Source organism: Streptomyces solicamelliae, from assembly GCF_045348655.1.
Taxonomy (GTDB): domain Bacteria; phylum Actinomycetota; class Actinomycetes; order Streptomycetales; family Streptomycetaceae; genus Streptomyces; species Streptomyces solicamelliae.
The window spans coordinates 3,761,512-3,783,996 of sequence record NZ_CP160404.1 but is presented as its reverse complement, the minus strand read 5'-3'; the positions used below and the strand labels follow the sequence as shown (position 1 = coordinate 3,783,996).

Here is a 22,485-nt window from a genome sequence, read left to right as displayed (position 1 = left end):
GAGACCCCGGGTCGAGGCCCGGGGTCTCGCGCGTACGGGGTCCCCCGTCCGGGGGTGCGGTGTCACGCGGCGAGCGCGGTCACGGCGACGGCGAGCACGGAGCCGCCGAACACGGCGGTGTGGCGGACGTGCGTCAGGACGCGGGTCCAGGAGGGGAAGGCGTCCTCGGCGGCCTTGAGCAGGGCCGGCACGTCGATGCGCATCAGGGTCGGGTCGCCCTTGCGCTCGAACGCGGCCCGCACGGACTGGACGGCGGTCAGCTGGCTGTACAGGATCACGCCGTTGCCGAGCAGGACCAGCGACTGGAAGATCCAGGTCAGCAGCGGGCCCCAGTCGCTCCCGAAGAAGTTGAGCGCGGCCAGGGCCGCGACGAGGACGGCGATCGAGACCGGCGCCCAGGTCTCGTGACCGCCGGCGTCGAAGCGCATCCCGTTCTCCTCCAGGACGGTGTCCCGCGCGCCCTGCCGGCGCAGTTCGGCCTCGGCCGCGACCTTGGCGCGGTCCCCGACGCGGGCCCGCAGCACGGGGATGCTGACGAACGCGGCGGCGACGAGCAGCTGGGCGCCGGCGGCGACCGTGGCGAGAGCGTTCATGATCTTCCCCTTCGTCGGACCCCCGGGCGGGGTACTTGCACTTTGTTCAAGTAGAAGTTAGCGCGACACTTGAACAGTGTGCAAGTGGTCTCTCGAACTTTGTGCAAGAAAGCCGGGAGCGCCAGTCGCGAACCCGTGCCTCAACGCCGTACCGGACGGGCTGGAGGCCCGCCTGGAGCAGCGCTGACGGCCGCCCCGCCCAGCAGCTCCCGCACCTCCGCCGCCGTCCAGAGCCCGGCCGCGCCCGGCAGCCCCGCCAGATAGCGGGCGATCTCGTCGGCGCCCCAGGCCCCCGCCTCGTACAGGCCGGCGGCCAGGTGCCGCACGTACGCGGGCGACGGCGGCCGCGGCGGCACGTCCGCCAGGGCCCACGGCGCGGTGAACGTCAGCACCGGGAGACCGTCGAGCGCCCCGGCGCAGACCAGCGTCTCGTACCGCCCCGGCCCCAGCGCGAGCCGCCCGCGCGCGACGGCCCCGGTCAGATCGAGGTCCGTCCCCGCGGGCCGGCCCATCTCCTGGGCGACGAGGTCGCTGAACTGCCCCGCGCGCAGCAGATGGGCCCGCCCGTACGCGACGCCCCGCGCGCCCGGGTCGTAGAAGGCGCGCCCGCCGTGCCAGACGGGCGACTCGGTGGCGAAGTACACCGCGCCCGGCAGCTCCACCGCCGTCGACCGCACCGGCTCGGACGCGTCCCGGCACCCCGGGTACACGCACTCCGCGCCCGGCGGCGCGCCCCCGGCGAGATAGGCCCGCAGGCGCGCGGTGTGCACGTTGGACCCGTACGCCGCGTACCAGACGAACTCCTCGGCCTCCGCGGACCGCCCGGGCTCCGTGGGCCGCTCGGACTCCGCGAGCCGCTCCCTCATGCCCCGATTGTCCCCCCGCAGCCCCCTCCTTACCGTGGAAGGAAGAGGTGAGGAGGGCCGCGATGGCCGCCGTAGCCGTGCGCAGCGCCGACCTGGGCGACGGGCGCCCGACCCTCCCGTACGCGGAGGCGGGCGGCCCCGAGGGCGCGCCGGTCGTGCTGGTGCACGGCTACGCCGACTCCTGGTGGACGTTCGAGCCGATGCTGCGCCGCATGCCGTCCGCGCTGCACGCGTACGCACCCACCCAGCGCGGTCACGGCGACGCCGACAAGCCGGAGGACGGGTACGCGCCGGAGGACTTCGCCGACGACCTCGTCGCGTTCCTGGACGCGGTGGGCCTCGAACGCGCGGTGCTCGTGGGCGGTTCGAGCGGCGGCGTGCAGGCCCGGATCGTGGCCGGCCGGCGCCCGGACCGGGTCGCGGGGCTCGTCCTGCTGGGCACACCGGCGGAGCTGGCGGACAAGCCGGAGGTGCGGGAGGTCTGGGAGACGAGGGTGCGGCCGCTGGAGGACGGCGACCCCGTGGACCGCGCCTTCGTGGAGGAGTTCGCGCGCGGGCTGACGGCGGCCCCGGTGGGGCGCGGCTTCCTGGAGACCGTGGTCGACGAGAACCTCAAGGCACCGCCCCGGGTGTGGCGGGAGACCTTGCGCGGCCTGCTGGAGACGGACCTGCGAGCGACCCTGACCGGCATCCTCGTCCCCACCCTGGTCGTCTGGGGCGACCAGGACCCCCTCCTCACGCGAACGGACCAGCAGACCATCCTCGACACGATCCCCGACTCCCGCCTCGAGGTGTACGAGGGAGTGGGCCACACCCTGTACTGGGAGGCCCCGGACCGCGTCCTCCGCGACGTGGCGGCGTTCGCGGCCGGGGTTACGCTCCCCGGGTGAACGCACACGAATCCTCCTCGGACGGCTCCACGCAAGGCGCCCCGGCCGATTACCCCTGCTTCTGCCTCCTCTGCGCCCCCACGGAGTGGGGCGGTCCGGCGTGGGAGGAACGCGACCGCCGCGTCATGAAGAGCGTGGCCGAGTTCGGCTGGCACGTGATGGGCGTGGCCGGCGGCGACGCCCCCGGCGACTGGGGGTACTCGATCGGCCTCTGGCACACCCTGCGCAGCCCCGAGATCAGCGTCTTCGGCCTGTCCCAGGAGACCGCGATGCGCGTCGTGAACGCGGCGGGCAAGGCGATCCGCGACGGCGCGCCGCTCGAACTCGGCGCGCGCCGCGACGACGTCCTGGACGGCGGCCTCGACGTCGTCGTCCATCCGGTGCACCCGAGCTGGTACTACGACTTCTTCGGCGCGGGCATCGACTTTTACCAGACCCCGCCGCTGCCGATCGCCCAGCTGTTCTGGCCCGACAAGGCCGGCCGCTTCCCGTGGGAGGACGGCGCGGACGAGCTGTGCCGCAGGCTGCAGCCGCTGCTCTGGATCCCGAAGGAGGAGTCGGAGAGCGACTGGGCGAAGGCGGCGGCGACGGGCCAGTAGCCGGGAACTCCCCTCGTTCCCCCTCCATTTGAACCGATCAGGATCGAAGAAGCGCGAACGAGCCGCCCCAATTAACGTGACGTGCATGGACATCACCATTCACACCACGGTCCTCCCGCACGACGACCCGGACGCGTCGCTCGCGTTCTACCGGGACGTGCTCGGCTTCGAGGTCCGCAGCGACGTGGGCCAGGGCAAGATGCGCTGGATCACCGTCGGCCCGGCGGGCCGGGACGGCACGTCGATCCTGCTGGCCCCGCCGGCGGCCGACCCCGGCATCACCGAGGACGAGCGCCGCACGATCGCCGAGATGATGGCCAAGGGCACGTACGGCTGGATCCTCCTGGCCACCCCGGACCTCGACGGCGTCTTCGACAAGGTGCAGGCCCGCGACGCGGAGGTCGTCCAGGAGCCGACCGAGCAGCCGTACGGCGTCCGCGACTGCGCCTTCCGGGACCCGGCGGGCAACCTCGTCCGTATCCAGGAACTGCGCTGAGCCGGAGGGGGCCCGCATGTGCCGACCGGCCTGGGCGCGCGCCCGCATCGAGGCGCAGCGCCTGACGGAGTACGCGCGGCTGCGCCGCGTCCGCGACCGGCTCGACCGGGAGCACACCCATCCGCCGGACGTCGAGGCCCTGGCGAGGGCCGCGGGCATGACGCCGGCCCTGCTGAGCAGCGGTTTCCGCGAGGCGTACGGGATGACGCCGGACGCGTACGTGCGGGCGCGGCGCGAGGCGGAACGGGGAACGCGTGACCACGACGACAGGGGGATCAGCAGGATGACCGGGACGGCAGCAGCGACGACCGGCGCGGCGGCACCGCCCCGCGACCTGGCCACCCGGCTCAAGGACACCCGTGCGCGCCTGGAGCAGGACGTGGACGTGTGGGTCTCGACGTCGGGCGCCGGGCGGGGAGCGGGGACGCACCTGATCCCCCTCTCCTTCCTCTGGGACGGCGAGGCGTTCCTGATCGCCACCCCGGGCGGCTCGGTCACGGCCCGCAACCTGCTGGCCGACGGCCGGGTGCGGCTGGGCCTGGGGCTGACGCGGGACGTGGTGATGGCCGACGGCACCGCCGAACCGGTGGACCTGGCGGAGCTGCCGGAGGGCACGGGTACGCGGTTCGCGGCGAAGACCGGCTTCGACCCGGGCGCCCAGGAGGAGACGTACCGGTACTTCCGCATCGTGCCGCAGCGCGTCCAGGCCTGGCGCGAGGCGAACGAACTGCGGGGCCGCACGCTGATGCGGGACGGCGCCTGGCTCGGCTGAACCCGGAGGGCGGCGGGTGAGTCGCGGCGGCGGGTGCGCGGGGGGAAGCTGAGGTGGAGGCTCCACCGGCGCCCCGCTCGTGGAGGGAAGGACTGCGCCCATGAACACCAGCGAGAACCTCCCGCGCGTCGTCGTCGGAGTGGACGGCTCCCCGGCCTCGTACGAGGCCCTGCGCTGGGCGGCGCGGCACGCCCGCCTCATCGGGGGCAAGGTGGACGCGGTGGCCGCGTACGACCTGCCCGGCGCGGGCGGCTGGTCCGCCCCGGTGGCGGACGCGACCTTCGACGCGGAGATGGCGTCCCGTTCCCTGTCCGAGGAGCTCGGCACCGCACTGACCGGGACCGGGACGGACGACGTCCCCCTGGAGCAGCACGTGGTCCGCGGCAACCCGGCCGAGGTCCTGACCGAGGCGGCCTCCGGCGCGGAACTGCTCGTCGTCGGCAACCGCGGCCGGGGCGGCTTCGCCAGCCTCCTCCTCGGCTCCGTCAGCCAGCAGTGCGCCCTCCACGCCCCCTGCCCGGTCGTGATCGTGAGGGCGGAGGAGACGGACAAGAGGAAGTGACGGGCCGCCGGCCTCTCGACGGTCATCCGGCTGGCCCCAACTCCCGTGCCGCCTCGACCAGATGAGCGGTGCCGTCGGTCCGCGGGGCTTCGGTGGCCGGGGGAGCGTGGCTGCGCCCCCCGTCCCCCCGCGGCCCCCAACCCTCACTCCCCCACTCCGCCACCCTGCGCCACGGTGAAGCACCGTTTCAGCAGGGTGGCGCCGTCGTTGTCTCGATCATGGACAGACGTACCGACCCCACGCCCACCGCCCATCTCCTCGGCGCCTACTGGCTCGACTCCCCCGTGCTCCCGCACGCGCACGGCGGCGCGCGGACCTCGCGCCGGGACGCGGGAGCGCACGTCGTGGCCCAGCGGAAACGTAACCCCTGGCCGTGCACCCGGCCGGAGACGGACCCGGGCCGCTCCTAGGCGGCGTGGCGGCGCCGCCACGCCGCCATAGCGTTCATCGACTTCTCATTGCAACGAGATGACGACGAGTCATTGCTTTAACCTGCACCACCGTTGCAATGAATTTGGGCAACTGACCTGCGATTTCAAGGATTCGACGCAATAAGCATGTTGCCCAATCCATGAACGCAACGTAGCTTTTCCATTGTCAGAAACACCACGGCAACGGAAAAGCCAAGGAGCCCACCATGCAGCAGTTCGCCACCCCCTCCCCGGTCTCGGTCGTCCTCGACATCCCCGCCGGCCACGTCCGCCTCATCGCGGCCGACCGCGCCGACACCACCGTCGAGGTCCGCCCCGAGAACCCCGGCAAGGGCAAGGACGTGAAGGCCGCCGAGCAGACCGAGGTCACCTTCGTGGACGGGGTCGTCCGGATCGAGATCCCCGAGGCGAAGAGCCGCCTGCTCGGCGCCTCCGGCTCGATCGAGGTCACCGTCCAGCTCCCCGCCGGCTCCCGCGTCGACGCGAAGGCCGCGGCCGCGGAGTACCGCGGCGTCGGACGACTCGGCGACGTGACCCTCGACGGCGGCCACCGCTCGGTCCAGCTCGACGAGGCCGCGAGCGCCCGCCTCACCGCCCTGGACGCCGACGTCACGATCGGCCGCCTCACCGGCCCGGCCGAGATCAGCACCCAGAGCGGCGGCATCACCATCGCGGAGGCCGTGCGCGGCGACCTCACCCTCGCCACCCAGCAGGGCGACATCACCGTCTCCGCCGCTCGCGGCGTCTCCGCCACCCTCGACGCCGGCACGAGCTACGGCCGCGTCCACAACGCGCTCGCCAACAGCGGCGACGCCGGCCTCACCATCCGCGCCACCACGTCCTACGGCGACATCACGGCCCGCACCCTCTGACCTCGACCGCACCGCCGGCCACGGCCACGACACCCCCACTCCAAGGAGCCCGACGCATGACCAGCACCCCGTCCCCGTCCCCGTCCCCCGCCCCCTGGACCGGCACCGTCGCCGTCGACGACACCGCCCTGGCCGTGACCGACACGGGCGGCCCCGGCCGCCCCGTGATCTACCTCAACGGCTCCTACGCCGACCAGAAGCACTGGCGTCGCGTCATCGCCGAACTCGGCGACGGCTACCGGCACATCACCTACGACGAGCGCGCCCGCGGCAAGTCGGAGCGCTCGGCGGACTACTCGTTCGAGGCCTGCCTCCGTGACGTCGACGCCGTCCTGGCGGCGCGGGGCGTGGAGCGGCCGATCCTGGTCGGCTGGTCCTACGGCGCGGCGCTCGCCCTCCACTGGGCGGCCCGGAACCCGGACCGCGCCCTGGGCGTGGTGTCCGTGGACGGCGCGCTCCCGCACGAGTGGCTCGACGACGCCGCCCGGGCGCAGATCCGCAAGCTGTTCCGCCGGCTGAGCCCGCTGTTCCCGGTGGCCCGCCGGCTCGGCCTGGCGGCGCGGATGAGCGCCGAGCAGCACGCCGAGATCAACATCGAGGCCAACGAGCTGTGCGCGCCCGGCAGCCTCGTCCCGGTCCTCGAGAGCGTGGCCGCACCGGTGCGGTACGTCCTCGCCACGGGCGGCAACCTGGGCGGCGACCCGGAGCTGATGGAGAAGATCCGCGGCAACCTCGACCCGGTACTCGCCCGCAACCCGCACATCGAGGTCAGCGCGAAGGTCCCGAGCAACCACTCCAAGATCCTCCGCAACGACTTCCGCGCCGTCGCCTCCGCGATACGCGAACTCCCCTCCGTCCGCACCCACAAGGCGATCCGACCCGGAAGGGCTCCCTCCGGAGTCGCGCTCTGATCTGCGGTTCCCCGGAAACGCACGAACTGCGGATCACGAGACGATCAAGGGTTCATGGTTTCAACGCCTGCCCTGCACACGGACGTTGGAGGTGTACTCCATGGGCAAGTGCCGCATCGACGAACTGGAAAAGCCTTGTCAGAGAAGCTGCCCGGCCGTCAGATCGAGATCTCCTGGCCCGACCTCGGCATCACGGTCACCGCCGACCTCGACGACCGCAACCCGGCCCTCGCCGACGCCCTGTGGGAGTCCCTGCCGTACCGGAGCCTGCAGGGACACGCCCTCATCGCGGGCGAACACCTCTACCACGTCGCACCGATCCCCACCCTGCTGCACACGCCCCACACCACCCGCATCCCCGACCGGCGCGAGGCCCCCGACGGCACCGTGTTCTGCTCCGGGCTGCAGCACCTGGGGATCAAGTACGGCACCCTGACCGAACCGATGCCCGCCACCCCCGTCGGCCGGATCCGCGAGACGGACATGCCCGGCCTGCTGGAGGCCGGGGCGGCGATCTGGGACGCCGTCTACTCCACGAAGAAGCAGATCCTCGCCGAGGTCCGGCGCGCGGGCGAGCCGGGCGGCCATCGCATCCCGGTGCTCCGCGCCACCGACGCGGACGCCGGCCGCCTGATCGCCGACATCGCCGCCGAGACCGAGAGGATCTGGCTCACGCCCCCGGCCGAGCTGGACGACCTCCACCAGGGCGTCATCCCGTCCCGGGCGGGCAACTTCGGCACCGTCCTGCCCACCCTGCTGTTCGTCAACGGCGAGACCCGGCCGCTGGGTTACGCCGCCTACGGCGGACTCGTCCGCGCCGCCGTCCAGGGCATGCCCATGGACTCCCTCGTCCACATGACCCGCCTCCTGGTCGGCGTCCCCGCCGAGTTCCTGGGCTACTGCGGCCTGGAGAGGCTCTGGGCGTTCACCCGGCGCTTCCTCGACGTCCTCGACCGCCTCGACCGTGACGACTTCTACGCCGTCACCAGCCAGATGGCGCTCTACATCAACTGCCTCGGCGGCTGGAACCTCCAGTTCTACCCGTGGGACACCGGCGACCACCTGCGCCAGCAGGGCGCCGAGGCGGGCGTGTGACCGTGAGCGCCCTGCCCGCCCGCGCCGACGCCGTCGTCATCGGCGGGGGAGTGATCGGCACGTCCGCCGCCCACCACCTCGCCGAGGCCGGCGTGGACACCGTGCTGCTGGAACGCGGAACCCTCGGCGGCGGGGCGTCCGCGCACACGGCGGGCATGGTCCGCACGTACTTCCCCGGCGCCCCCGCCACCGGGCACAGGGCCGTGCGCAGCCTGCACGCGTACCACGACTTCGCCCGCCGCACCGGAGCGCCGCTCGGCCTGAAACGGCTCGGGTTCATGGCGCTGTTCACCGACGAGGAGCAGATCGCCGGCTTCGAGGCCGACCGGCCGGCCCAGCAGGCCGCCGGCGTCGACGTCCGCCTGATCAGCCCCCGCGAGGCGGTCGCGCTCAACCCGCTGATCGACGAGCGCGCCGTCCTGGCCGCCGCCTGGTCCCCCGAGGCGTACCACGTGGACGGCCTCGACATCGTCCGCGGCTACGCCGCCGGCGCCCGCAACCACGGGGCCCGCCTGTACACGCACACACCCGTCACCCGCATCGACGACGACAACACCGTCCACACCCCGCGGGGCACGATCACGGCGGACAGCATCGTGTGCACGGCCGGGCCCTGGTCCGGCGAGGTGGCGGCTCTGGCCTCGGTCGACCTGCCGCTGGCACCGCAGGCGATCGAGATGCTGTTCACCGACGTCCCGCCGTCCCCGCAGGGCGAGCTGCCCATGACCATGCACGCCGCGTCCGGCCTGCGGATCCGCTCGTGGAAGGACCGCGTCCTGCTCGCCATGGGCGCGCCGGGGGCCGGTGAGACGCGCGACGCCTGGCTCGGCCGCGTCGCCGGCCATCTGGGCACCCTGTTCCCCGCCCTGGACGGCACCGGCCTGCACCGCGCGTGGAGCGGCGACTTCGACGCCAGTCCCGGCAACACCGCCTTCATCGGCGCGCACGCCACCCGCCGCTTCGTGTACGCGGCCGGATTCACCGGCGCGGGCCTGTGCCAGGCGCCCGCGGCCGGGGAGCAGCTCCGCGACCTGCTGATCGCCACGTAGCCCACCGACAGGAAAGACTGCCGTGATTGTTCTCGGATGCAACGGCTTCAGCCGGGTCTCGGAGTTCTTCTCCGCACGCCTCGGCGCGACCGGCATCAACAAGCACTATCTCCTGGGCCACGACGCCGCCGCCGCGCTCCTGATCGACGGCCGCCTGGTCGCCGCGGTGGAGGAGGAACGCCTCAACCGGGAGAAGAAGACCACCGACTTCCCCTCGCGCGCGATCGACTGGTGCCTGGAGGAGGCCGGGATCACGTTCGACGACGTCGACCTGTTCGCCTTCCCCTGGAACTGGTCCCCCCGGATCCTGGACGAGATCCTGGACGGCATCCGCGCCTCGCCGCTCGCCGAGGACGCGAAGGCCGAGCTCATGGGCAGCATGACCGACCTGTTCGACCAGGTCGTCAGCCACGAGGCGATGCTCGCGGACTTCGAGGCCCGCACCGGACACCGCCCCGACCCGGCCAAGGTCCGCTTCGTCCCCCACCACCTGGCGCACGCCACGACCGGCTACTACCTCGCCGGCATGAAGGACGCCGCGTTCCTCGTCAGCGACGGCCGCGCCGAACGTTTCTCCACCCTGGCGGGCGAGATCCGCGACGGCCGGATCACCGTCTTCGACGACACCGTCACCGGCGCCCAGCACTCCATGGGCACGATGTTCTCCGCCATCACCCGCTTCCTCGGCTTCGTCCCCAACAACGACGAGTACAAGGTGATGGGCCTGGCCGGGTACACGGCCCCGCCGGTCCCGAACCCGTTCACCGACCGCCTGCTGAGGCTCCACGACGACGGCCGGTACACCTTCGCCGAGCCGCTGCGGACCGACGATCCGCACAGCCACGACGCCCTGTTCGAGGAGTACTTCGGCCCCTTCGAGGACACCCTCGCGTACCGGGCCCGGGTCGCCGCCGCCGCGCAGGAGATGCTGAACGTCGCCACCGCGCACCAGGTGCGCCACCTGGAGAAGCGGACGGATCTCGACCGGCTGCTGTTCGAGGGCGGCGTCGCCCTGAACTGCCTGAACAACACCCCGATGTTCGAGGGCTCCCGCTTCGCGGACCTCCAGGTCAGCTTCGGCGCCTCCGACACCGGCATCACCATCGGCGCCGCGGCCCACGCCTGGCTCGACGACCCCGGCACCGGTCCGGCGGACATCCTCGCCGCCGCCGTCGAACCCGTCACCCCGTACCTGGGCCCGGCCTACGACGACGCCGCGATCGAGGAGGCCCTGGCGGGCTTCGACGGCCGGGTCACCGTCTCGCGCCTGGACGACGACGAGGTCGTCGAGCAGGTGGCGCGGCTGCTGACGGAGAAGGTCGTCATCGGCTGGTTCGAGGGCCGCGTCGAGCACGGGCCGCGCGCGCTGGGGCACCGGAGCATCCTCGCCAACCCCGGCTTCGACGACATCAAGGACATCATCAACACCCGGGTCAAGCACCGCGAGCCGTTCCGCCCGTTCGCTCCCCTCGTCCTCGAGGAGCGGGCGCCGGAGATCTTCGACATGGGGCGCAAGACCAGCTCCCCGTACATGACGTTCGTCTTCCCGGTCCGCGACGCGTACCTGGACCGCATCCCCGGCGCCGTGCACGTGGACGGCACGTCCCGGATCCAGACCCTGACGGACGAGGGGACCCCGCGGCTCACGGCCCTGCTGCGGAGGTTCACCGAACTCACCGGCACGCCCTGCCTGATCAACACCTCGTTCAACGTCGCCGGCGAACCCATCGTCTGCACCCCGACCGACGCCCTGAACTGCTTCCTGGGCACCGAGATCGACTACCTGATCCTCGGCAACCACCTCGTCGCCAAGACCGAGTCCAAGTAGATGGAGCACGCCATGCCGACCCAGATCCAGCGCAAGCACACCATGTACCACTCCACCGTCCTCGACGCCGACCCGGACACCGTGTGGGCGACCGTCCGCGACGCCATGCAGATCCTGGACATCGTGTCCCCGGGCGACCTGGACATCCACCGGGACGTCAGCTGGGTCGAGGGCGGCTCGGTCGACACGGTCCCGGCCCGCTACGACTTCAAGCTCACCCTCAACGGCCGCCTCGTGCAGCAGGAGATCGCCGCCCGGGACGAGATCAACAGGACCCAGTCCTACCGGGCCGTCGCCCCCACCAGCGGAGTCGCCAGGTACGAGGCCACCATCCGCGTCCTCCCCGTCACCAACGACCCGGCCCGCAGCTTCTTCGACTGGTCGCGGACCCTCGACATCGCCGAGGACGCCGACCTGGACGTGGTCGCGGCCATCATCGACGTCATGGAGAAGCAGACCGACGCCGTGCGCGACCACTTCGCGAAGACCGCGCAGTGAGCCGTGACGTGACGACGCTCGTGCTGCTGCGGCACGGCGAAACCCTGCTCACCCCCGAGCGGCGGCTCTCCGGCAGCGGCGGTACCGACCCGGGACTCTCCCCGGCCGGCCGCCGCCAGGCCCGGGCGGCGGCGGACGCCCTCGCCGGCCGCGGCGGCATCGAGGCGATCGTCACGTCACCGATGCGGCGCTGCCGGGAGACCGCCGGCGCCGCGGCCGCGCGCCTCGGCCTGAGCGTCCAGGTCGAACAGGACCTGCGGGAGGCCGACTTCGGCGTCTGGGAGGGCCTGACCTTCGCCGAGGTCCGCGCACGCCACCCGGACGACCTGGACGCCTGGTTCGCCTCGCCCGAGAGCGCCCCCTCGGGCGGCGGCGAGACCATGCAGCAGGTCACCCGCCGGACCGCCGCCGTACGGGACGGCCTCCTCGCCCGGTACGCCGGCGCCACGGTCCTCGTCGTCTCCCACGTCGGACCGCTCAGAACCCTCATCCGCCTGGCCCTCCAGGCCCCACCGCACACGCTGTTCCGGATGGACGTCGCCGCGGCCTCCCTGTCGACGGTGACGTACGACGGCGACGGCACCGCCACGGTGCGGTCCCTCAACGACAGCCATCACCTGGACGGAACCGTCCGCCGGTAGGCGTTGCTTCTGTGCGTCCGGGGCGAAGGCCAGGGCGTCCGGAAGGCGCCGGTAGAGAGGCTCCCCCACTCATCACCACGATGGGAAGGCTACGGACCGCGGATCACGCTGCCCGTGCCGTGTTCCGTACGGTGTCCCGATTGGTTCACGAAGCCGTCCCGGTTGGAAACCGGCATCCCCCGCGGCGTGCGGCGACGGATAGCGTTCCTGCCCGCAGGGTCGCACGTCTGATCGGTACGGCGTCGCCCCGCACACCTTCCTGATCCGATGACTCCACGGGGGTACGGCGACATGACCACGCGACGAGACGGCGTGCCGGGTGACAGGTTCTCCCGGCGGCGGGCACTGCGGCTGGCCGGCGGCGGTCTCACGCTGGCCGTGCTGGCAGTGGGCGCGACCGGCTGCCGCGAGGACGGCTCCGACCTCGGCGGCTCCGGGGGTACCGGAGGATCCGGCGGGAACAAGCCCGCCGGAGGCGGCGCCGCGAAGGACGGCCGGGCGCCCGAACCGCTGTGGACGAAGACGACGTCCGCGCAGACCTACGGCGACAACGACGAACTCGTGGCCACCAACGGCGTGGTGATCGCCAGCGGCGACCCCCTGGCCGCGCTGGACGCCTCGTCCGGCAAGCAGCAGTGGTCGCTGGCGGACGGCGCGGTCCCCGGAGCACCGATGCTGCTCGGCAACGGCACGCTGTACCTGGCCAGCGCCAAGTACGACGGCACCGTCGCCGGCTACGACCCGGCTTCCGGCAAGGAGACCTGGCGCAGCCACCTGGGCAAGGCGTACCGGCAGCCGAAGCCGATCGCGGTGGACGACCGGCATGTGTACGTCATCGCCGAGATCCTGGAGGCCGACGGCTCGTCCAAGACCAATGTGATCGCCGCGCTGAACAGCCGTACGGGCAAGCTCTCGTGGAAGGAGCAGCGCGACTTCGGCACCGAGGGGTACGGCATCCACGCCCATGCCGAGGGCCGCCACCTCGTCTACACCGACTTCAAGAAGAACCTCACGGTGCGCGACACCGCCACCGGCAAGCAGGTGTGGACGCACAAGACCACCAAGACCAACTACGGCTTCTTCGCCGTGCACAAGGGCCTGGTGATCGTCCCGCAGGGCCCGAAGCTGCAGGCTTTCGACCTGGCCGACGGCTCGGCGAAGTGGTCGGTGCAGACCACCGAGACCTACGTCTCCTTCAAGGCGCCGGCCGTCCTGGAGGACGTGCTCTACATCGCCGACAGCGGCCGCACGATGCGCGCCCTCGACCCCCGTACCGGCAAGGAGATCTGGAAGTCCGAGGCCCTCGCCGACGCGAACCTCACGGTGCCCCGCCAATACGTGAAGGCCGGCGGCGTCCTGTACGCGGCCACGGACCTCGACAAGCAGGGCGGCGTGATCGCCATCGACGCGAAGACCGGCGCCGTCCGCTGGACGTTCAACGACAAGTCCGGCGACTACCACGCCTGGCTGGTCGCCACGGACGGCAAGCACGTCTTCGCGCTCCACGGCAAGAAACTGCACGCGCTGCCCGCCTGACCCGCACTCGGGGCGCTGCTGCCCGGCTACGAACCGACGGCCGGGCGCAGCGACGAGCGCGGGGACAGTGCGCGGACGAGGGCGAGGGTGCTGAGGGCGAACATCACCACGCCCAGGGGGACGTGCAGCGAGGCGATGTGGGCGATGCCGAGTGCGACCTGGGCGGAGGCGAGGAGGAGGAAGCCGGTGGAGTACAGGATGGGACGCGGTGATCCGCCGCCGGGGCGCCAGGCCAGGATCGTCGCGAGGACGTACAGCATGGCCGCCCCGTACATCACCTTCGAGCCGTAGTCGTGCAGCGTGTAGGCACGCGAGGACGTCAGGAGCAGGCCGGCGGTGGACGCCTGGAAGAAGAGGGCGAGGGTCTGCAGGACTGTCGCGGTCTTGAGCAAGGTCCCGCCGCGCGGCGCGGCGATCGTCTGTCCGGTCATGCTGCGTGCTCCTTCTGGGCCGAGTTCGGTGTCGGGGTCAGCGGTTGCTCGGGGCGCTCGTCCTCAGGACACCGCGCGGCCCGCCGTTGTGACAGCTTGTGACGCAGGTCACACGACCAACTCGTGCCGTCCTGGTCCTCGCGTACATCGATCGAAGTAGCCGTGTACTCCGCCGGCGCAGCTGGGAATGACGCGTCGGGGACGACGCTCCCGGGCCGGCGCCGGAACTACTGTCCGGCTCCATGACCAAGACAATCTCTCTGGCCGGCTTCGCCGTCGCCGTCCTCGCCTTCGCGATGTCCGATGCGGTCAACAGGGGGTACGACCCGTTGGCCGAGACGGTCAGCAGGTACGTCAACCTGCCGCACGGCTGGCTCGTGACCATCGGTCTGCTGGCGTTCGCGCTCGGGTCGGCGGCCGTGGCCGTCCGGATCGTCCGGACCCTCGGCAGTGGATGGGGTGGGTGGCTGCTGCACGTCTGGGCGGGATGCGTACTGGTCGCCGCCGTCTTTCCGGCCGACCCGCCCGGCCGTTGGAGCCGCCCCTCGCTCTCCGACGGCGTGCACGGAGTCGCGGCCGCGGTGGGATTCGTGGCGCTGGCGATCGCGATCGTCCGGCTGACCCTGTTGTGGCGGCGCGAGCCGGCGCGGGCCTCGAAGGCGCGTGGGCTGACCGTCCTCGCGTGGGCGTCGTCGGTGGCGTTCGTGCTGTTCGCCGTGGCGATGGTGGACAGGGCGGCCCTCTCCCACACGGCCCCCCTGGGTCTGGCCGAACGCATCGTCATAGCCCTGGATCTGGCCTGGCTGGCGCTGGCCGCCACCTTGCCGAAGCCCCGTTCTTCGACGTCCGGCACGATGGCCCGCATGACGTCAGGCATCGCCGAATGAGCCCGCGTTCGCAGAACGACAGGTGGCGGACGCGGCTGGGGGACGCGGCCCTGGCGCTGGTGACCGCCGTGGGAGTCGGTGCGGGTCCCGCCGTCATGGGCGCGCCGCCGTCGTGGCACGGCACGTTCGGCCTGGGGGTGATCCTCGGCGGACTGCTGCTGGTCCGCAGGCGCCGCCCCGTGCTCGTCCTCGTCCTGTCCGCCACCGCGCTCGTCGGCTACCAGAGTGCCGGCCTGTTCGAGGGCGGCGGGGTCTGGCCGCTGTCCGTCGCCCTGTTCACCGCCGCGCTCAGCCGCCCGGGCTGGGCCGCCGCCGTGGGCACCCTCTCTCTGGCATGCGGCCTGGTCCTCCAGGGAATCGACGCCTCCGAGGCCCTCGCCCCGGGCGGCGTCGAACTGCTCTGGCTGGCCCTGGTGTCGGCCGCGGCGAGTTCCTGGCGTCAGTACGGCCGTTGGCGGGCGGAGCACCGGGCACGTCTGGTGCAACTGGAACAGACCCGGCTGGTCGAGCAACGCCTGACCATCTCCCGGGAGGTGCACGATGTGGTCGCCCACACCCTGGCCGTCGTCGGCGTCCACCTGAACGTCGCCGTCGAGGCGCTGGACGACTCCCCCGACGAGGCACGCGCCGCCCTGCACACCGCGATCGCCGTACGCAGACAGGCCATGACCGACCTGAAGGCGTTCGTGGGTGAGCTCCGCGACGTTCCGCAACACGGCCTGGAGTCCGTCCCCGACCTGGTCGCGCAGGCCGAGGCGGCCGGGCTGGACGTGCGCTACGACGCGGAGGGCGACCCCGGTGCCGTACCGGCGGCCCAGGCGCTCACCGCCTACCGCGTCGTCCAGGAGGCCGTCGTCAACACCCTGCGGCACTCCGACGCCGGGTGCCTCACCATCCGGATACAGGCCCGGCCGCGCGCCTTGAAGGTGACGGTCGCCGACGACGGGCGCTCGGCGGCGGGCTTCACGGAGGGGCACGGCCTGACCGGGATGCGCGAGCGCGTCACCGCCCTCGGGGGAACACTGCGCGTCGACGCCGGCCAGGGCTTCGCCGTCCGGGCCGTCCTCCCTCTGGCGGACCACGTGACAGGCTTGGTGCCATGACCATCAGCGTGCTGCTCGCCGACGACCAGGCGCTCGTACGGGCGGGGTTCCGCAGCCTGCTCGGTCGCGCCAAGACCCTGGCCGTCGTCGGCGAGGCCGCCTCGGGCGAGGAAGCGGTGCGGAAGGCCGCGCTGCTGCGCCCGGACGTCGTGCTGATGGACATCCGGATGCCGGGCATGGACGGCATCGAGGCCACCGGCCGCATTCTGGCCGAGCAGCCGGCGACCAGGGTGATCATCCTGACCACCTTCGACACCGACGAGCACGTCTTCGAGGCGCTGCAGGCAGGCGCGAGCGGGTTCCTCACCAAGGAGGTCGAACCGGCCGAACTGCGTCGAGCGGTCGAGGTCGTGGCGGCGGGCGACTCCCTGCTGTCCCCGGGCGTCACCCGCCGCGTCATCGCACGCTTCGCGCACCGCCCCCGCCCCACCGCCGCCCTGCACGCACTGACGGCCCGTGAGAACGAGGTGGTCAGGCTGGTGGCGGAGGGGCTGTCCAACGACGAGATCGCCGCCGCCCTGGTGATCAGCCCGCTGACGGTGAAGACCCACATCTCCCGAGCCATCACCAAGCTGGGCCTGCGCGACCGGGTACAACTCGTCATCACGGCCTACGAACACGGCCTCGTCAGAGCGTCGCGCGCTGACCGTCCGTGAGGAGTCGCACAGGAGACACACACCGGCTCTCTGCTCGGCGCGGTGCGCTCGGCCTCGATCGAGTCCACGCCGTGTCAGTGCTTCAGCAGCAGCTTGAAGGCGACGATCAGCAGGCCGAGCAGCAAGTTGACCGTGGCGGTGAGACCCACCTGGCGCCATGAGGCTCCGACCCGGCGGGCGGCTGCCACGGACCAGCCGACCTGACCGGCGATCGCGACGCTGAGCGCCAGCCAGAGGCTGCCGGCCATGTCCAGACCCAGAAGCGGACTGACCGCCACCGCCACGGCGGGCGGGATCGCCGCCTTGAGGATCGGCCACTCGTCCCGGCAAGCGCGCAGCACGATCCGACGGGTCGGGGCGGTCCGCTCCACCAGCCGCTCGCCGAACAGCGTTGCGTGCACGTGCGCGACCCAGAACACCGCGCCCGTGAGCAGAAGGAGCACGATGAGCTCCACGCGCGGGAATCGGCCCAGGCTGCCGGCACCGACGACGACGGACGCCGCGAGCATGGACCCGTAGACGGCACCGGTGTAATCGGCGTGCTCGCGCCGCTCACTCCTCCGGGCCGCGACGTCCTCGGTTCGGCGCATTCCCGCCTCCAGCAGATCTCCGACCGCCGCCTCCGCGGCGCCGCCGACAGAACCTCCCTCCAGCATGGAAGCCCACCGGCAAACCCGCCCGCTGCACCACCCGATCGCTCGGCCCCCTGCCAGGGGCAGGTGGTGCGTGACGCCTGGACAGGTCTGGACAACGACGAAGGCCCAGGTCTCTGACCTGGGCTTTTCGTTCACGAGCGGATGACGGGAATCGAAGCGCGCTTGGGAATCACCGCCGCTGTGACCGCCCACATGGCCTCTGACCTGCGGACAAGCCTCTCCGCCGGCACGGACGGGGCGGATGGATCAGCTCGGCCGGGCGGGCCTCCATCGCCGAGGAAACGGGCGGCTACAGCGGGGTGGATGAACTCCTCCGGGACGATTCCGATCGAGTCCTTGCCCGACTTCCGCCAGTTACAGCCCTGATGGGCCGACTGCGCGCCGGTCAAGGTGTCGGGTACGCCGGCAGCGATGGGTACCACGTGGTCGATGGCGTCGGACAGCGGGTCCGGCCACGGTGCCGCCTGCTCCACTGGGTAGAAGCCCCGAGTTCCTTCGGGCGCCGGCGCGCTCAGCCCGCGGCCGGAGGCTCTCCCCCGGCCGCCGCGCGGCGGTATTCGGCGTTGATGCGCTGGGCTTCTTCGAGCTGGTCCTCGAGGATGATGATGCGGCAGGCGGCCTCGATGGGCGTGCCCTGGTCGACGAGTTCCCGGGCGCGGGCGGCGATACGCAGCTGGTAGCGGGAGTAGCGCCGGTGGCCGCCCTCGGAACGCAACGGCGTGATCAGGCGAGCTTCCCCGAGAGCGCGGAGGAACCCGGGGGTCGTTCCGATCATTTCGGCGGCCCGCCCCATGGTGTAGGCGGGGTAGTCGTCATCGTCGAGACGGCCGAGGGCATCGTCTGCTGTCATTCTCACCTCTCTGAGGGAGGGGCCGAGGAGACCTGCGCTCTGGCGCCTTCGGACACCAGAGCGCCCGAGGAGGACCGTGATCCGGTGGCGGTCCGCACGCGGAGCCACCCGCCGGCACACTCCTTGCGGTGCCGTGTCCGCTCGGGCACGGATGCTCTCCACCCAACCTTCCGGTGTGCGTCGGGGCCGACGCCTTCACCGAGGGTAATGCTCCGATCCGCACCGCCGTTACCACGGAGCCGTGCGTGATACCGGGCCTGCCCGCATCACGGCGGACGTCCGCCCGACGACAGCCGGAGGTCGGCGTGAACGCAGTCGGTTCCCGCGTCCCGTAAGAGAGGTGCGCCCGCCGCGGGGTCAGACCACCGTGGACGTGCCGGGCAGGGCGGACGCCTGCGGGACCGGGCCGTCCGTGGCCGCGGACCGGGTACGGCAGGTGAAGCCGAGCCGGGTCATGGCACGGACGACCTCGCGGGCGCTGAAGTCGCGGCGGTCCTGACGGGTGATGACGGCGCCGACCTGCATGGCGGGGTACTCACGGCGCCCGATGATCACGAACTCGCCGGTGACGGGCTCGGGCCTGACGCCCTTCATCGCCTCCAGGACACCGTCCTTCGTCAGCTCGAACGGGAAGCGGGCGATGACGCAGCGCATAGGACCTCGCAGAAGAAGGGGGACGGGATCGGCCGGTACGGGTGGGGTGCGTGGCTGTGCTCGGCCTCGGCCCGCGTCGTCAAGGACGGGACGGAGAGCCCGCGACGCGCAAGTCACGCAGCTGTACCCGGTCGGTGTAGGCGGAGGTGGCGCGGAAGCCGTTGAGCTGGGCCCGGGTGACGAGGCCGGTGGGCCGGCCGTCGTCGTCACGGACGATGAGGCGTCCGGCGCGTGCGCCGCTCATGACCGCCAGAGCCACCTCGACGGTCATGTCGGCCCAGACGTGCGGCTCTGCCTCGTCGGCCGGGGGCGCGGGCGGGCTGCCGGCGGCGGTGCGCGCCGGGTGGAGCTGCGCCTGATTCGATGTCACATGCGGCTCCTGGGTGGGAAAGAGGAGAGTGTCGGCCCCGGGTAGGAGGTTCTGGCCGCCGGCGCCGGGAACCGGAGTGCGTGACGGGTCGGAAGTATCGCGCCGAGCCCCCGCCTTCGGCGCCGAGCGCGGCAAGCGATCGTCTCGGCATGTCGAGATCGGCGAAGGTCGACACCGTGGAGAGCGTGGGTGATCGACGGAGCCGGCGTGAATCCACCCGGCCTCACTCCGTCGTTGTCGTCGCGAATGTCCGGAGAAACGGAATGACGAGGAGAATTCCAAGGCGGCTTCGAATGGACAGGGAATCCGAGTCGACGGAGAGAAGAATGCGGCTGGGGCCCGCACCCCGAGGGATGCGGGCCCCAGCCACGTCGTGCGCGTCAGCGTCAGGCGGGAACGATGTTCTCGGCCGTCGGGCCCTTCTGGCCCTGCGCGATGTCGAAGGTGACCTTCTGGCCTTCCTGCAGCTCGCGGAAGCCCTGGGAGGCGATGTTCGAGTAGTGGGCGAACACGTCGGGGCCGCCACCGTCCTGCGCGATGAAGCCGAAGCCCTTTTCTGCGTTGAACCACTTCACGGTGCCACTGCTCATGTCTTATCTCTTTCTGGGGGCTCATCGGCATCCACACTGCGTGAATGCTGTGTCGCCGTGATGATTACCCCGCCGGAGAGACCGGAGACGAAAAAAGCACTCCCAGTGGCCGGTGGGCTCGACTGGGGGCACTTGAAGCTTCGGGAACCACAACTGCAACTGAAATCGAGACTAGCACGCGGACTCGGTCATTTCCGGCACGATGGTGCCACTATTTCTGGACGTCAAAAAGCCTGACCGCGCCGCCGCTCTCATTCTCATCCCGCCGGCACAGATATTCGTCCGCGCCCCGCGACGAGGACGCGGGGGCCTCCAGGCGGGCGGCGGGGTGACAACCGGGGCTGGTGCCGATGGGCCGGATCCGACGGCATCGCGGTGCGGCCTCCCGGATGCTCCGCAACGGCCCGGGGCCGCCACGCGCGCCCGTCGGGCTCCGCCTGGCTGGTCACGGTTCCTCGGAGTGGGGTCCGGTGCCGCTCCGGGGCCTGCTGGTGGCCAGCCAGGACCGGGCCGGTTCGGCGGTGTGGGCGGTGTCGACGGTGAGGTGGAGACGGGTACCCCCGCCCGGGGTCGGGTAGCTGCGCTGCTCGCCGCCGGCGAAGCAGTGGCGGAGGACGTCAGCCACCATCCGGGCGACGTCCGGGGTAGCGGCGACGATGCGGACTTCGGCGTGCCCCGGCGGCGGCAGGGCTTCCGCTCCTGACTCGTTGCGGTCCAAGGCGGCACCGTCCTTTCCTGCCGGAGTCCCCGCCCGCGAACGCCCGGAGCGGGCCCGGCATACATCCGTACGTCCACGGTACGTCCGGAGCCGCCGGCGCCGATCGTTTCCTCCGCGGGGAGCGGCGTGTCCGCGCGGCCTCCCGGAGTACGGTGAAAAAGAACGGGGCGTCGCCCCGTCCACCGGTTCGGCGTCCGCCGTGGCACCGATCGGGCGGCAGCGGCACCCCCGGACGGACGGACCGACCATGACCGACGCAGGCGTTCCTCCCTCGCCACCACGTCTCCTGCCGGACGAGGTCCACCACGCCGTCGGACCAGGCACCGCGCTGCTCCGGCTGGAGACGACGGGGTCCCGGCAGAGCCTCCTCGACGGCGCGTGGTGGCCGCGCTCGCGTGACGTCGAGCAGGAGATCCCGCCGCTGGTCAGCGCCCTGACCGAGCACCTCGGGCCCATCACCCGGGTCGGCCTGGACGCCGCCGCCTGGAACGGCATCCCGACCCGCCTGGTCATCGACGACCGGGTGGTGCACCTCGACTCGTTCCCCGTCGGCGACGACACCGTCCTCATCACCCGGGGCGACAAGGACCACTTCTCCCTCATGGTCGTCCCGCCCGCCACGACACCTGAGGCCGCCCGCACGGCCATGGCACGCGCCGTCCACGCCGGCAACATCACCCAGGCGGCCGAGATCCTCCTCGCCGAACTCCCCCACCCCGCGGCCCCGGCGGTCGGAACCGCCCCGGAGAACGACGAAGCCCCAGGTCGCTGACCTGGGGCTTCGCTCAAGAGCCGCTGACGGGAATCGCACCCGCGCTATAAATCGGAATCTCCCGGCACTTGAGGGGGCGCATAGTGCCTGAGCTGGGAAAACGTTTGCGGTGGGCATCGCGGCGAGGTGGTTCGCCGCCCCCTTCTCGACCGCTGGTCACCGTCCCTACTGGCACGTAGTGGCACGTGCCGGACCTGGTCGAGGGTCCTCTACCCGGCCATGCCCCTCAAGGGCCCCGGGGCGAGGAGTCGCCGCAGTGCCGTCGGTGTGTGACCGAGGTAGTGGCGCACGGTCCGGGTGAGGTGGGCCTGGTCGGAGAAGCCCAGATCGGCGGCGAGGGTGGCGAGGCTTTCCTCGCCCGCGTCCAGACGGTCGAGGGCGCGGCCGATGCGGACCCGGTTGCGGTAGCGGGTCAGAGAGACTCCCAGCTCGCGGGTGAAGGCGCGGCTCAGATGGTAGGGCGAGACGCCGAGGAGCTCCGCGAGCGGCAGCAGTCCCTCGGAGGCGGGGTGGGCCTCGCCGATCGCCTGCCGGGCCGCGGCGACGAGCGGCCCCTCGTCCCGGCAGGGGCGCACGCCTGCCGGTACGGCTCCGTCGACGGCCTGTCCGACGGTGGCGGAAAGCAACCGGAGGAGTTCCTCGGTCACCGCGTGGTCGACGTCGCCGGTGCGGGCGGACGCGAGGACGCGGCGGTGGGCCAGGTCGAGGCGGGCGTCCACGTACACGCTCTGTCGGGCCGGTCGGGCGTCCTCACCGGCCACGACCCGCCACAGCGTGGGCGTCAGGCTGATCGAGGTGCACTCGTCACCCCGGGCGGCCGGGTGCGCGAAGCGCTCTTCCTCACCCGGCACGCCGAGGTAGGCCGTCGTCGGGTCGACCTCGGCCGGGGCGCCGGCCACCTGCCTGCGGAACCGGCCGCGCCGCACGAGCACCACCTGGTAGTCCTCGCGCACCTCCGTCCGCGACCAGCGGGAGTGGTCGTCCCGGCAGCTCACCGCGGTGATGCGGAAGTCGGGCCGGGTGGCGAGGACGGTGGTGGTGAGCACTCTTCGACGCTACGCCGGGGGTCCGACATCGGCCCCGCCGCAAGAATCTTCAAGACCGGCGCGGGGTGCGGCGAGCAGGCTGATGGGCGTCGCACAGCATCCCGTACCGCACT

The 22,485-nt window shown here is 72.0% G+C and carries 27 protein-coding genes and 1 pseudogene; 18 read left to right on the top strand and 10 right to left on the bottom strand.

All coding sequences use genetic code 11. The features are described 5' to 3' along the window. Nucleotides 1-62 precede the first annotated feature (62 nt). A complete protein-coding gene (locus ABZO31_RS17610) occupies nucleotides 63-593 on the bottom strand; it encodes a hypothetical protein (protein WP_406862185.1) in 531 nt (176 codons plus the stop codon). Nucleotides 594-733: 140 nt separating this feature from the next. Further along, entirely contained in the window at nucleotides 734-1,459 is a 726-nt protein-coding gene (locus tag ABZO31_RS17605; RefSeq protein ID WP_406862184.1) for a histone deacetylase, read from the bottom strand. Between the two features lie 62 nt (nucleotides 1,460-1,521). On the opposite strand from ABZO31_RS17605, the gene ABZO31_RS17600 reads away from it, so the two are divergent. The 14 genes and pseudogenes from ABZO31_RS17600 (at nucleotide 1,522) to ABZO31_RS17535 (ending at nucleotide 13,639) form a co-directional block, all read left to right on the top strand. Continuing rightward, nucleotides 1,522-2,349 (top strand): alpha/beta fold hydrolase, encoded by an 828-nt coding sequence (locus ABZO31_RS17600; protein ID WP_406862183.1) that lies wholly within the window; start codon nucleotides 1,522-1,524, stop codon nucleotides 2,347-2,349. Next, nucleotides 2,346-2,948, top strand: a complete 603-nt coding sequence (locus ABZO31_RS17595) for a DUF4262 domain-containing protein (protein ID WP_406862182.1) — start codon at nucleotides 2,346-2,348, stop codon at nucleotides 2,946-2,948. The genes ABZO31_RS17600 and ABZO31_RS17595 overlap by 4 nt, the downstream gene beginning before the upstream one ends. A gap of 85 nt (nucleotides 2,949-3,033) precedes the next feature. Next, nucleotides 3,034-3,444, top strand: coding sequence for a VOC family protein (locus ABZO31_RS17590; protein ID WP_406862181.1), 411 nt, complete (start codon nucleotides 3,034-3,036; stop codon nucleotides 3,442-3,444). Nucleotides 3,445-3,460: 16 nt separating this feature from the next. Next, complete coding sequence (locus ABZO31_RS17585) at nucleotides 3,461-4,216, top strand: hypothetical protein (protein ID WP_406862180.1); 756 nt, start codon at nucleotides 3,461-3,463, stop codon at nucleotides 4,214-4,216. A 100-nt stretch (nucleotides 4,217-4,316) separates the two neighbouring features. Beyond that, entirely contained in the window at nucleotides 4,317-4,778 is a 462-nt protein-coding gene (locus tag ABZO31_RS17580; RefSeq protein ID WP_406862179.1) for a universal stress protein, read from the top strand. Between the two features lie 218 nt (nucleotides 4,779-4,996). Further along, a complete protein-coding gene (locus ABZO31_RS17575) occupies nucleotides 4,997-5,188 on the top strand; it encodes a hypothetical protein (protein WP_406862178.1) in 192 nt (63 codons plus the stop codon). 227 nt (nucleotides 5,189-5,415) lie between these two features. Then, nucleotides 5,416-6,081, top strand: coding sequence for a DUF4097 family beta strand repeat-containing protein (locus ABZO31_RS17570; protein ID WP_406862177.1), 666 nt, complete (start codon nucleotides 5,416-5,418; stop codon nucleotides 6,079-6,081). Nucleotides 6,082-6,137: 56 nt separating this feature from the next. Further along, nucleotides 6,138-6,992: an alpha/beta fold hydrolase gene (locus tag ABZO31_RS17565; protein WP_406862176.1), complete on the top strand. Its 855-nt coding sequence runs from the start codon at nucleotides 6,138-6,140 to the stop codon at nucleotides 6,990-6,992. Between the two features lie 135 nt (nucleotides 6,993-7,127). Then, the gene (locus ABZO31_RS17560; RefSeq protein ID WP_406862175.1) at nucleotides 7,128-8,087 is read left to right on the top strand and encodes a hypothetical protein; all 960 of its coding nucleotides are present in this window, start codon (nucleotides 7,128-7,130) and stop codon (nucleotides 8,085-8,087) included. Continuing rightward, the gene (locus ABZO31_RS17555; protein ID WP_406862174.1) at nucleotides 8,084-9,136 is read left to right on the top strand and encodes an NAD(P)/FAD-dependent oxidoreductase; all 1,053 of its coding nucleotides are present in this window, start codon (nucleotides 8,084-8,086) and stop codon (nucleotides 9,134-9,136) included. The genes ABZO31_RS17560 and ABZO31_RS17555 overlap by 4 nt, the downstream gene beginning before the upstream one ends. Nucleotides 9,137-9,158: 22 nt before the next feature. Beyond that, nucleotides 9,159-10,964, top strand: a complete 1,806-nt coding sequence (locus ABZO31_RS17550; protein ID WP_406862173.1) for a carbamoyltransferase — start codon at nucleotides 9,159-9,161, stop codon at nucleotides 10,962-10,964. Between the two features lie 12 nt (nucleotides 10,965-10,976). Next, on the top strand, nucleotides 10,977-11,462 hold the full coding sequence (locus tag ABZO31_RS17545) for an SRPBCC family protein (protein ID WP_406862172.1): 486 nt from the start codon (nucleotides 10,977-10,979) through the stop codon (nucleotides 11,460-11,462). A gap of 14 nt (nucleotides 11,463-11,476) precedes the next feature. Beyond that, nucleotides 11,477-12,103 (top strand): annotated as a pseudogene (locus tag ABZO31_RS17540) (histidine phosphatase family protein); the annotation flags it as partial. A 291-nt stretch (nucleotides 12,104-12,394) separates the two neighbouring features. Next, nucleotides 12,395-13,639, top strand: a complete 1,245-nt coding sequence (locus tag ABZO31_RS17535) for a PQQ-binding-like beta-propeller repeat protein (protein ID WP_406862171.1) — start codon at nucleotides 12,395-12,397, stop codon at nucleotides 13,637-13,639. 26 nt (nucleotides 13,640-13,665) lie between these two features. Here ABZO31_RS17535 and ABZO31_RS17530 read toward each other — a convergent pair whose 3' ends face one another. Beyond that, complete coding sequence (locus tag ABZO31_RS17530; protein ID WP_406862170.1) at nucleotides 13,666-14,070, bottom strand: hypothetical protein; 405 nt, start codon at nucleotides 14,068-14,070, stop codon at nucleotides 13,666-13,668. A 242-nt stretch (nucleotides 14,071-14,312) separates the two neighbouring features. On the opposite strand from ABZO31_RS17530, the gene ABZO31_RS17525 reads away from it, so the two are divergent. From ABZO31_RS17525 to ABZO31_RS17515, 3 genes are read left to right on the top strand one after another with little or no spacing between them, the layout of a single operon-like run. Beyond that, a complete protein-coding gene (locus ABZO31_RS17525; RefSeq protein WP_406862169.1) occupies nucleotides 14,313-14,957 on the top strand; it encodes a DUF998 domain-containing protein in 645 nt (214 codons plus the stop codon). Continuing rightward, nucleotides 14,954-16,060 carry a sensor histidine kinase gene (locus tag ABZO31_RS17520; protein ID WP_406862168.1) on the top strand — a complete coding sequence of 369 codons (1,107 nt, stop codon included), beginning with the start codon at nucleotides 14,954-14,956 and terminating at the stop codon, nucleotides 16,058-16,060. Before ABZO31_RS17525 ends, ABZO31_RS17520 begins: the two co-directional genes overlap by 4 nt. Further along, entirely contained in the window at nucleotides 16,057-16,716 is a 660-nt protein-coding gene (locus ABZO31_RS17515; RefSeq protein ID WP_406862167.1) for a response regulator, read from the top strand. The genes ABZO31_RS17520 and ABZO31_RS17515 overlap by 4 nt, the downstream gene beginning before the upstream one ends. 74 nt (nucleotides 16,717-16,790) lie before the next feature. On the opposite strand, the gene ABZO31_RS17510 is transcribed toward ABZO31_RS17515, so the two are convergent. From ABZO31_RS17510 to ABZO31_RS17485, 6 genes are all read right to left on the bottom strand, one after another. After that, on the bottom strand, nucleotides 16,791-17,306 hold the full coding sequence (locus ABZO31_RS17510; RefSeq protein WP_406865383.1) for a hypothetical protein: 516 nt from the start codon (nucleotides 17,304-17,306) through the stop codon (nucleotides 16,791-16,793). A 577-nt stretch (nucleotides 17,307-17,883) separates the two neighbouring features. Beyond that, the gene (locus ABZO31_RS17505) at nucleotides 17,884-18,222 is read right to left on the bottom strand and encodes a MerR family transcriptional regulator (protein WP_406862166.1); all 339 of its coding nucleotides are present in this window, start codon (nucleotides 18,220-18,222) and stop codon (nucleotides 17,884-17,886) included. Between the two features lie 357 nt (nucleotides 18,223-18,579). Next, entirely contained in the window at nucleotides 18,580-18,876 is a 297-nt protein-coding gene (locus tag ABZO31_RS17500; RefSeq protein ID WP_406862165.1) for an SCO5918 family protein, read from the bottom strand. Nucleotides 18,877-18,955: 79 nt separating this feature from the next. Further along, nucleotides 18,956-19,246: a CBS domain-containing protein gene (locus tag ABZO31_RS17495; RefSeq protein ID WP_406862164.1), complete on the bottom strand. Its 291-nt coding sequence runs from the start codon at nucleotides 19,244-19,246 to the stop codon at nucleotides 18,956-18,958. A gap of 386 nt (nucleotides 19,247-19,632) precedes the next feature. Continuing rightward, a complete protein-coding gene (locus ABZO31_RS17490) occupies nucleotides 19,633-19,836 on the bottom strand; it encodes a cold-shock protein (protein ID WP_265865143.1) in 204 nt (67 codons plus the stop codon). Nucleotides 19,837-20,281: 445 nt separating this feature from the next. Further along, nucleotides 20,282-20,554: a hypothetical protein gene (locus ABZO31_RS17485; RefSeq protein WP_406862163.1), complete on the bottom strand. Its 273-nt coding sequence runs from the start codon at nucleotides 20,552-20,554 to the stop codon at nucleotides 20,282-20,284. A gap of 247 nt (nucleotides 20,555-20,801) precedes the next feature. On the opposite strand from ABZO31_RS17485, the gene ABZO31_RS17480 reads away from it, so the two are divergent. Next, nucleotides 20,802-21,326: a DUF5994 family protein gene (locus tag ABZO31_RS17480; protein WP_406862162.1), complete on the top strand. Its 525-nt coding sequence runs from the start codon at nucleotides 20,802-20,804 to the stop codon at nucleotides 21,324-21,326. Nucleotides 21,327-21,535: 209 nt separating this feature from the next. Here ABZO31_RS17480 and ABZO31_RS17475 read toward each other — a convergent pair whose 3' ends face one another. Beyond that, a complete protein-coding gene (locus ABZO31_RS17475; RefSeq protein ID WP_406862161.1) occupies nucleotides 21,536-22,372 on the bottom strand; it encodes a helix-turn-helix transcriptional regulator in 837 nt (278 codons plus the stop codon). Nucleotides 22,373-22,485: the final 113 nt, after the last annotated feature.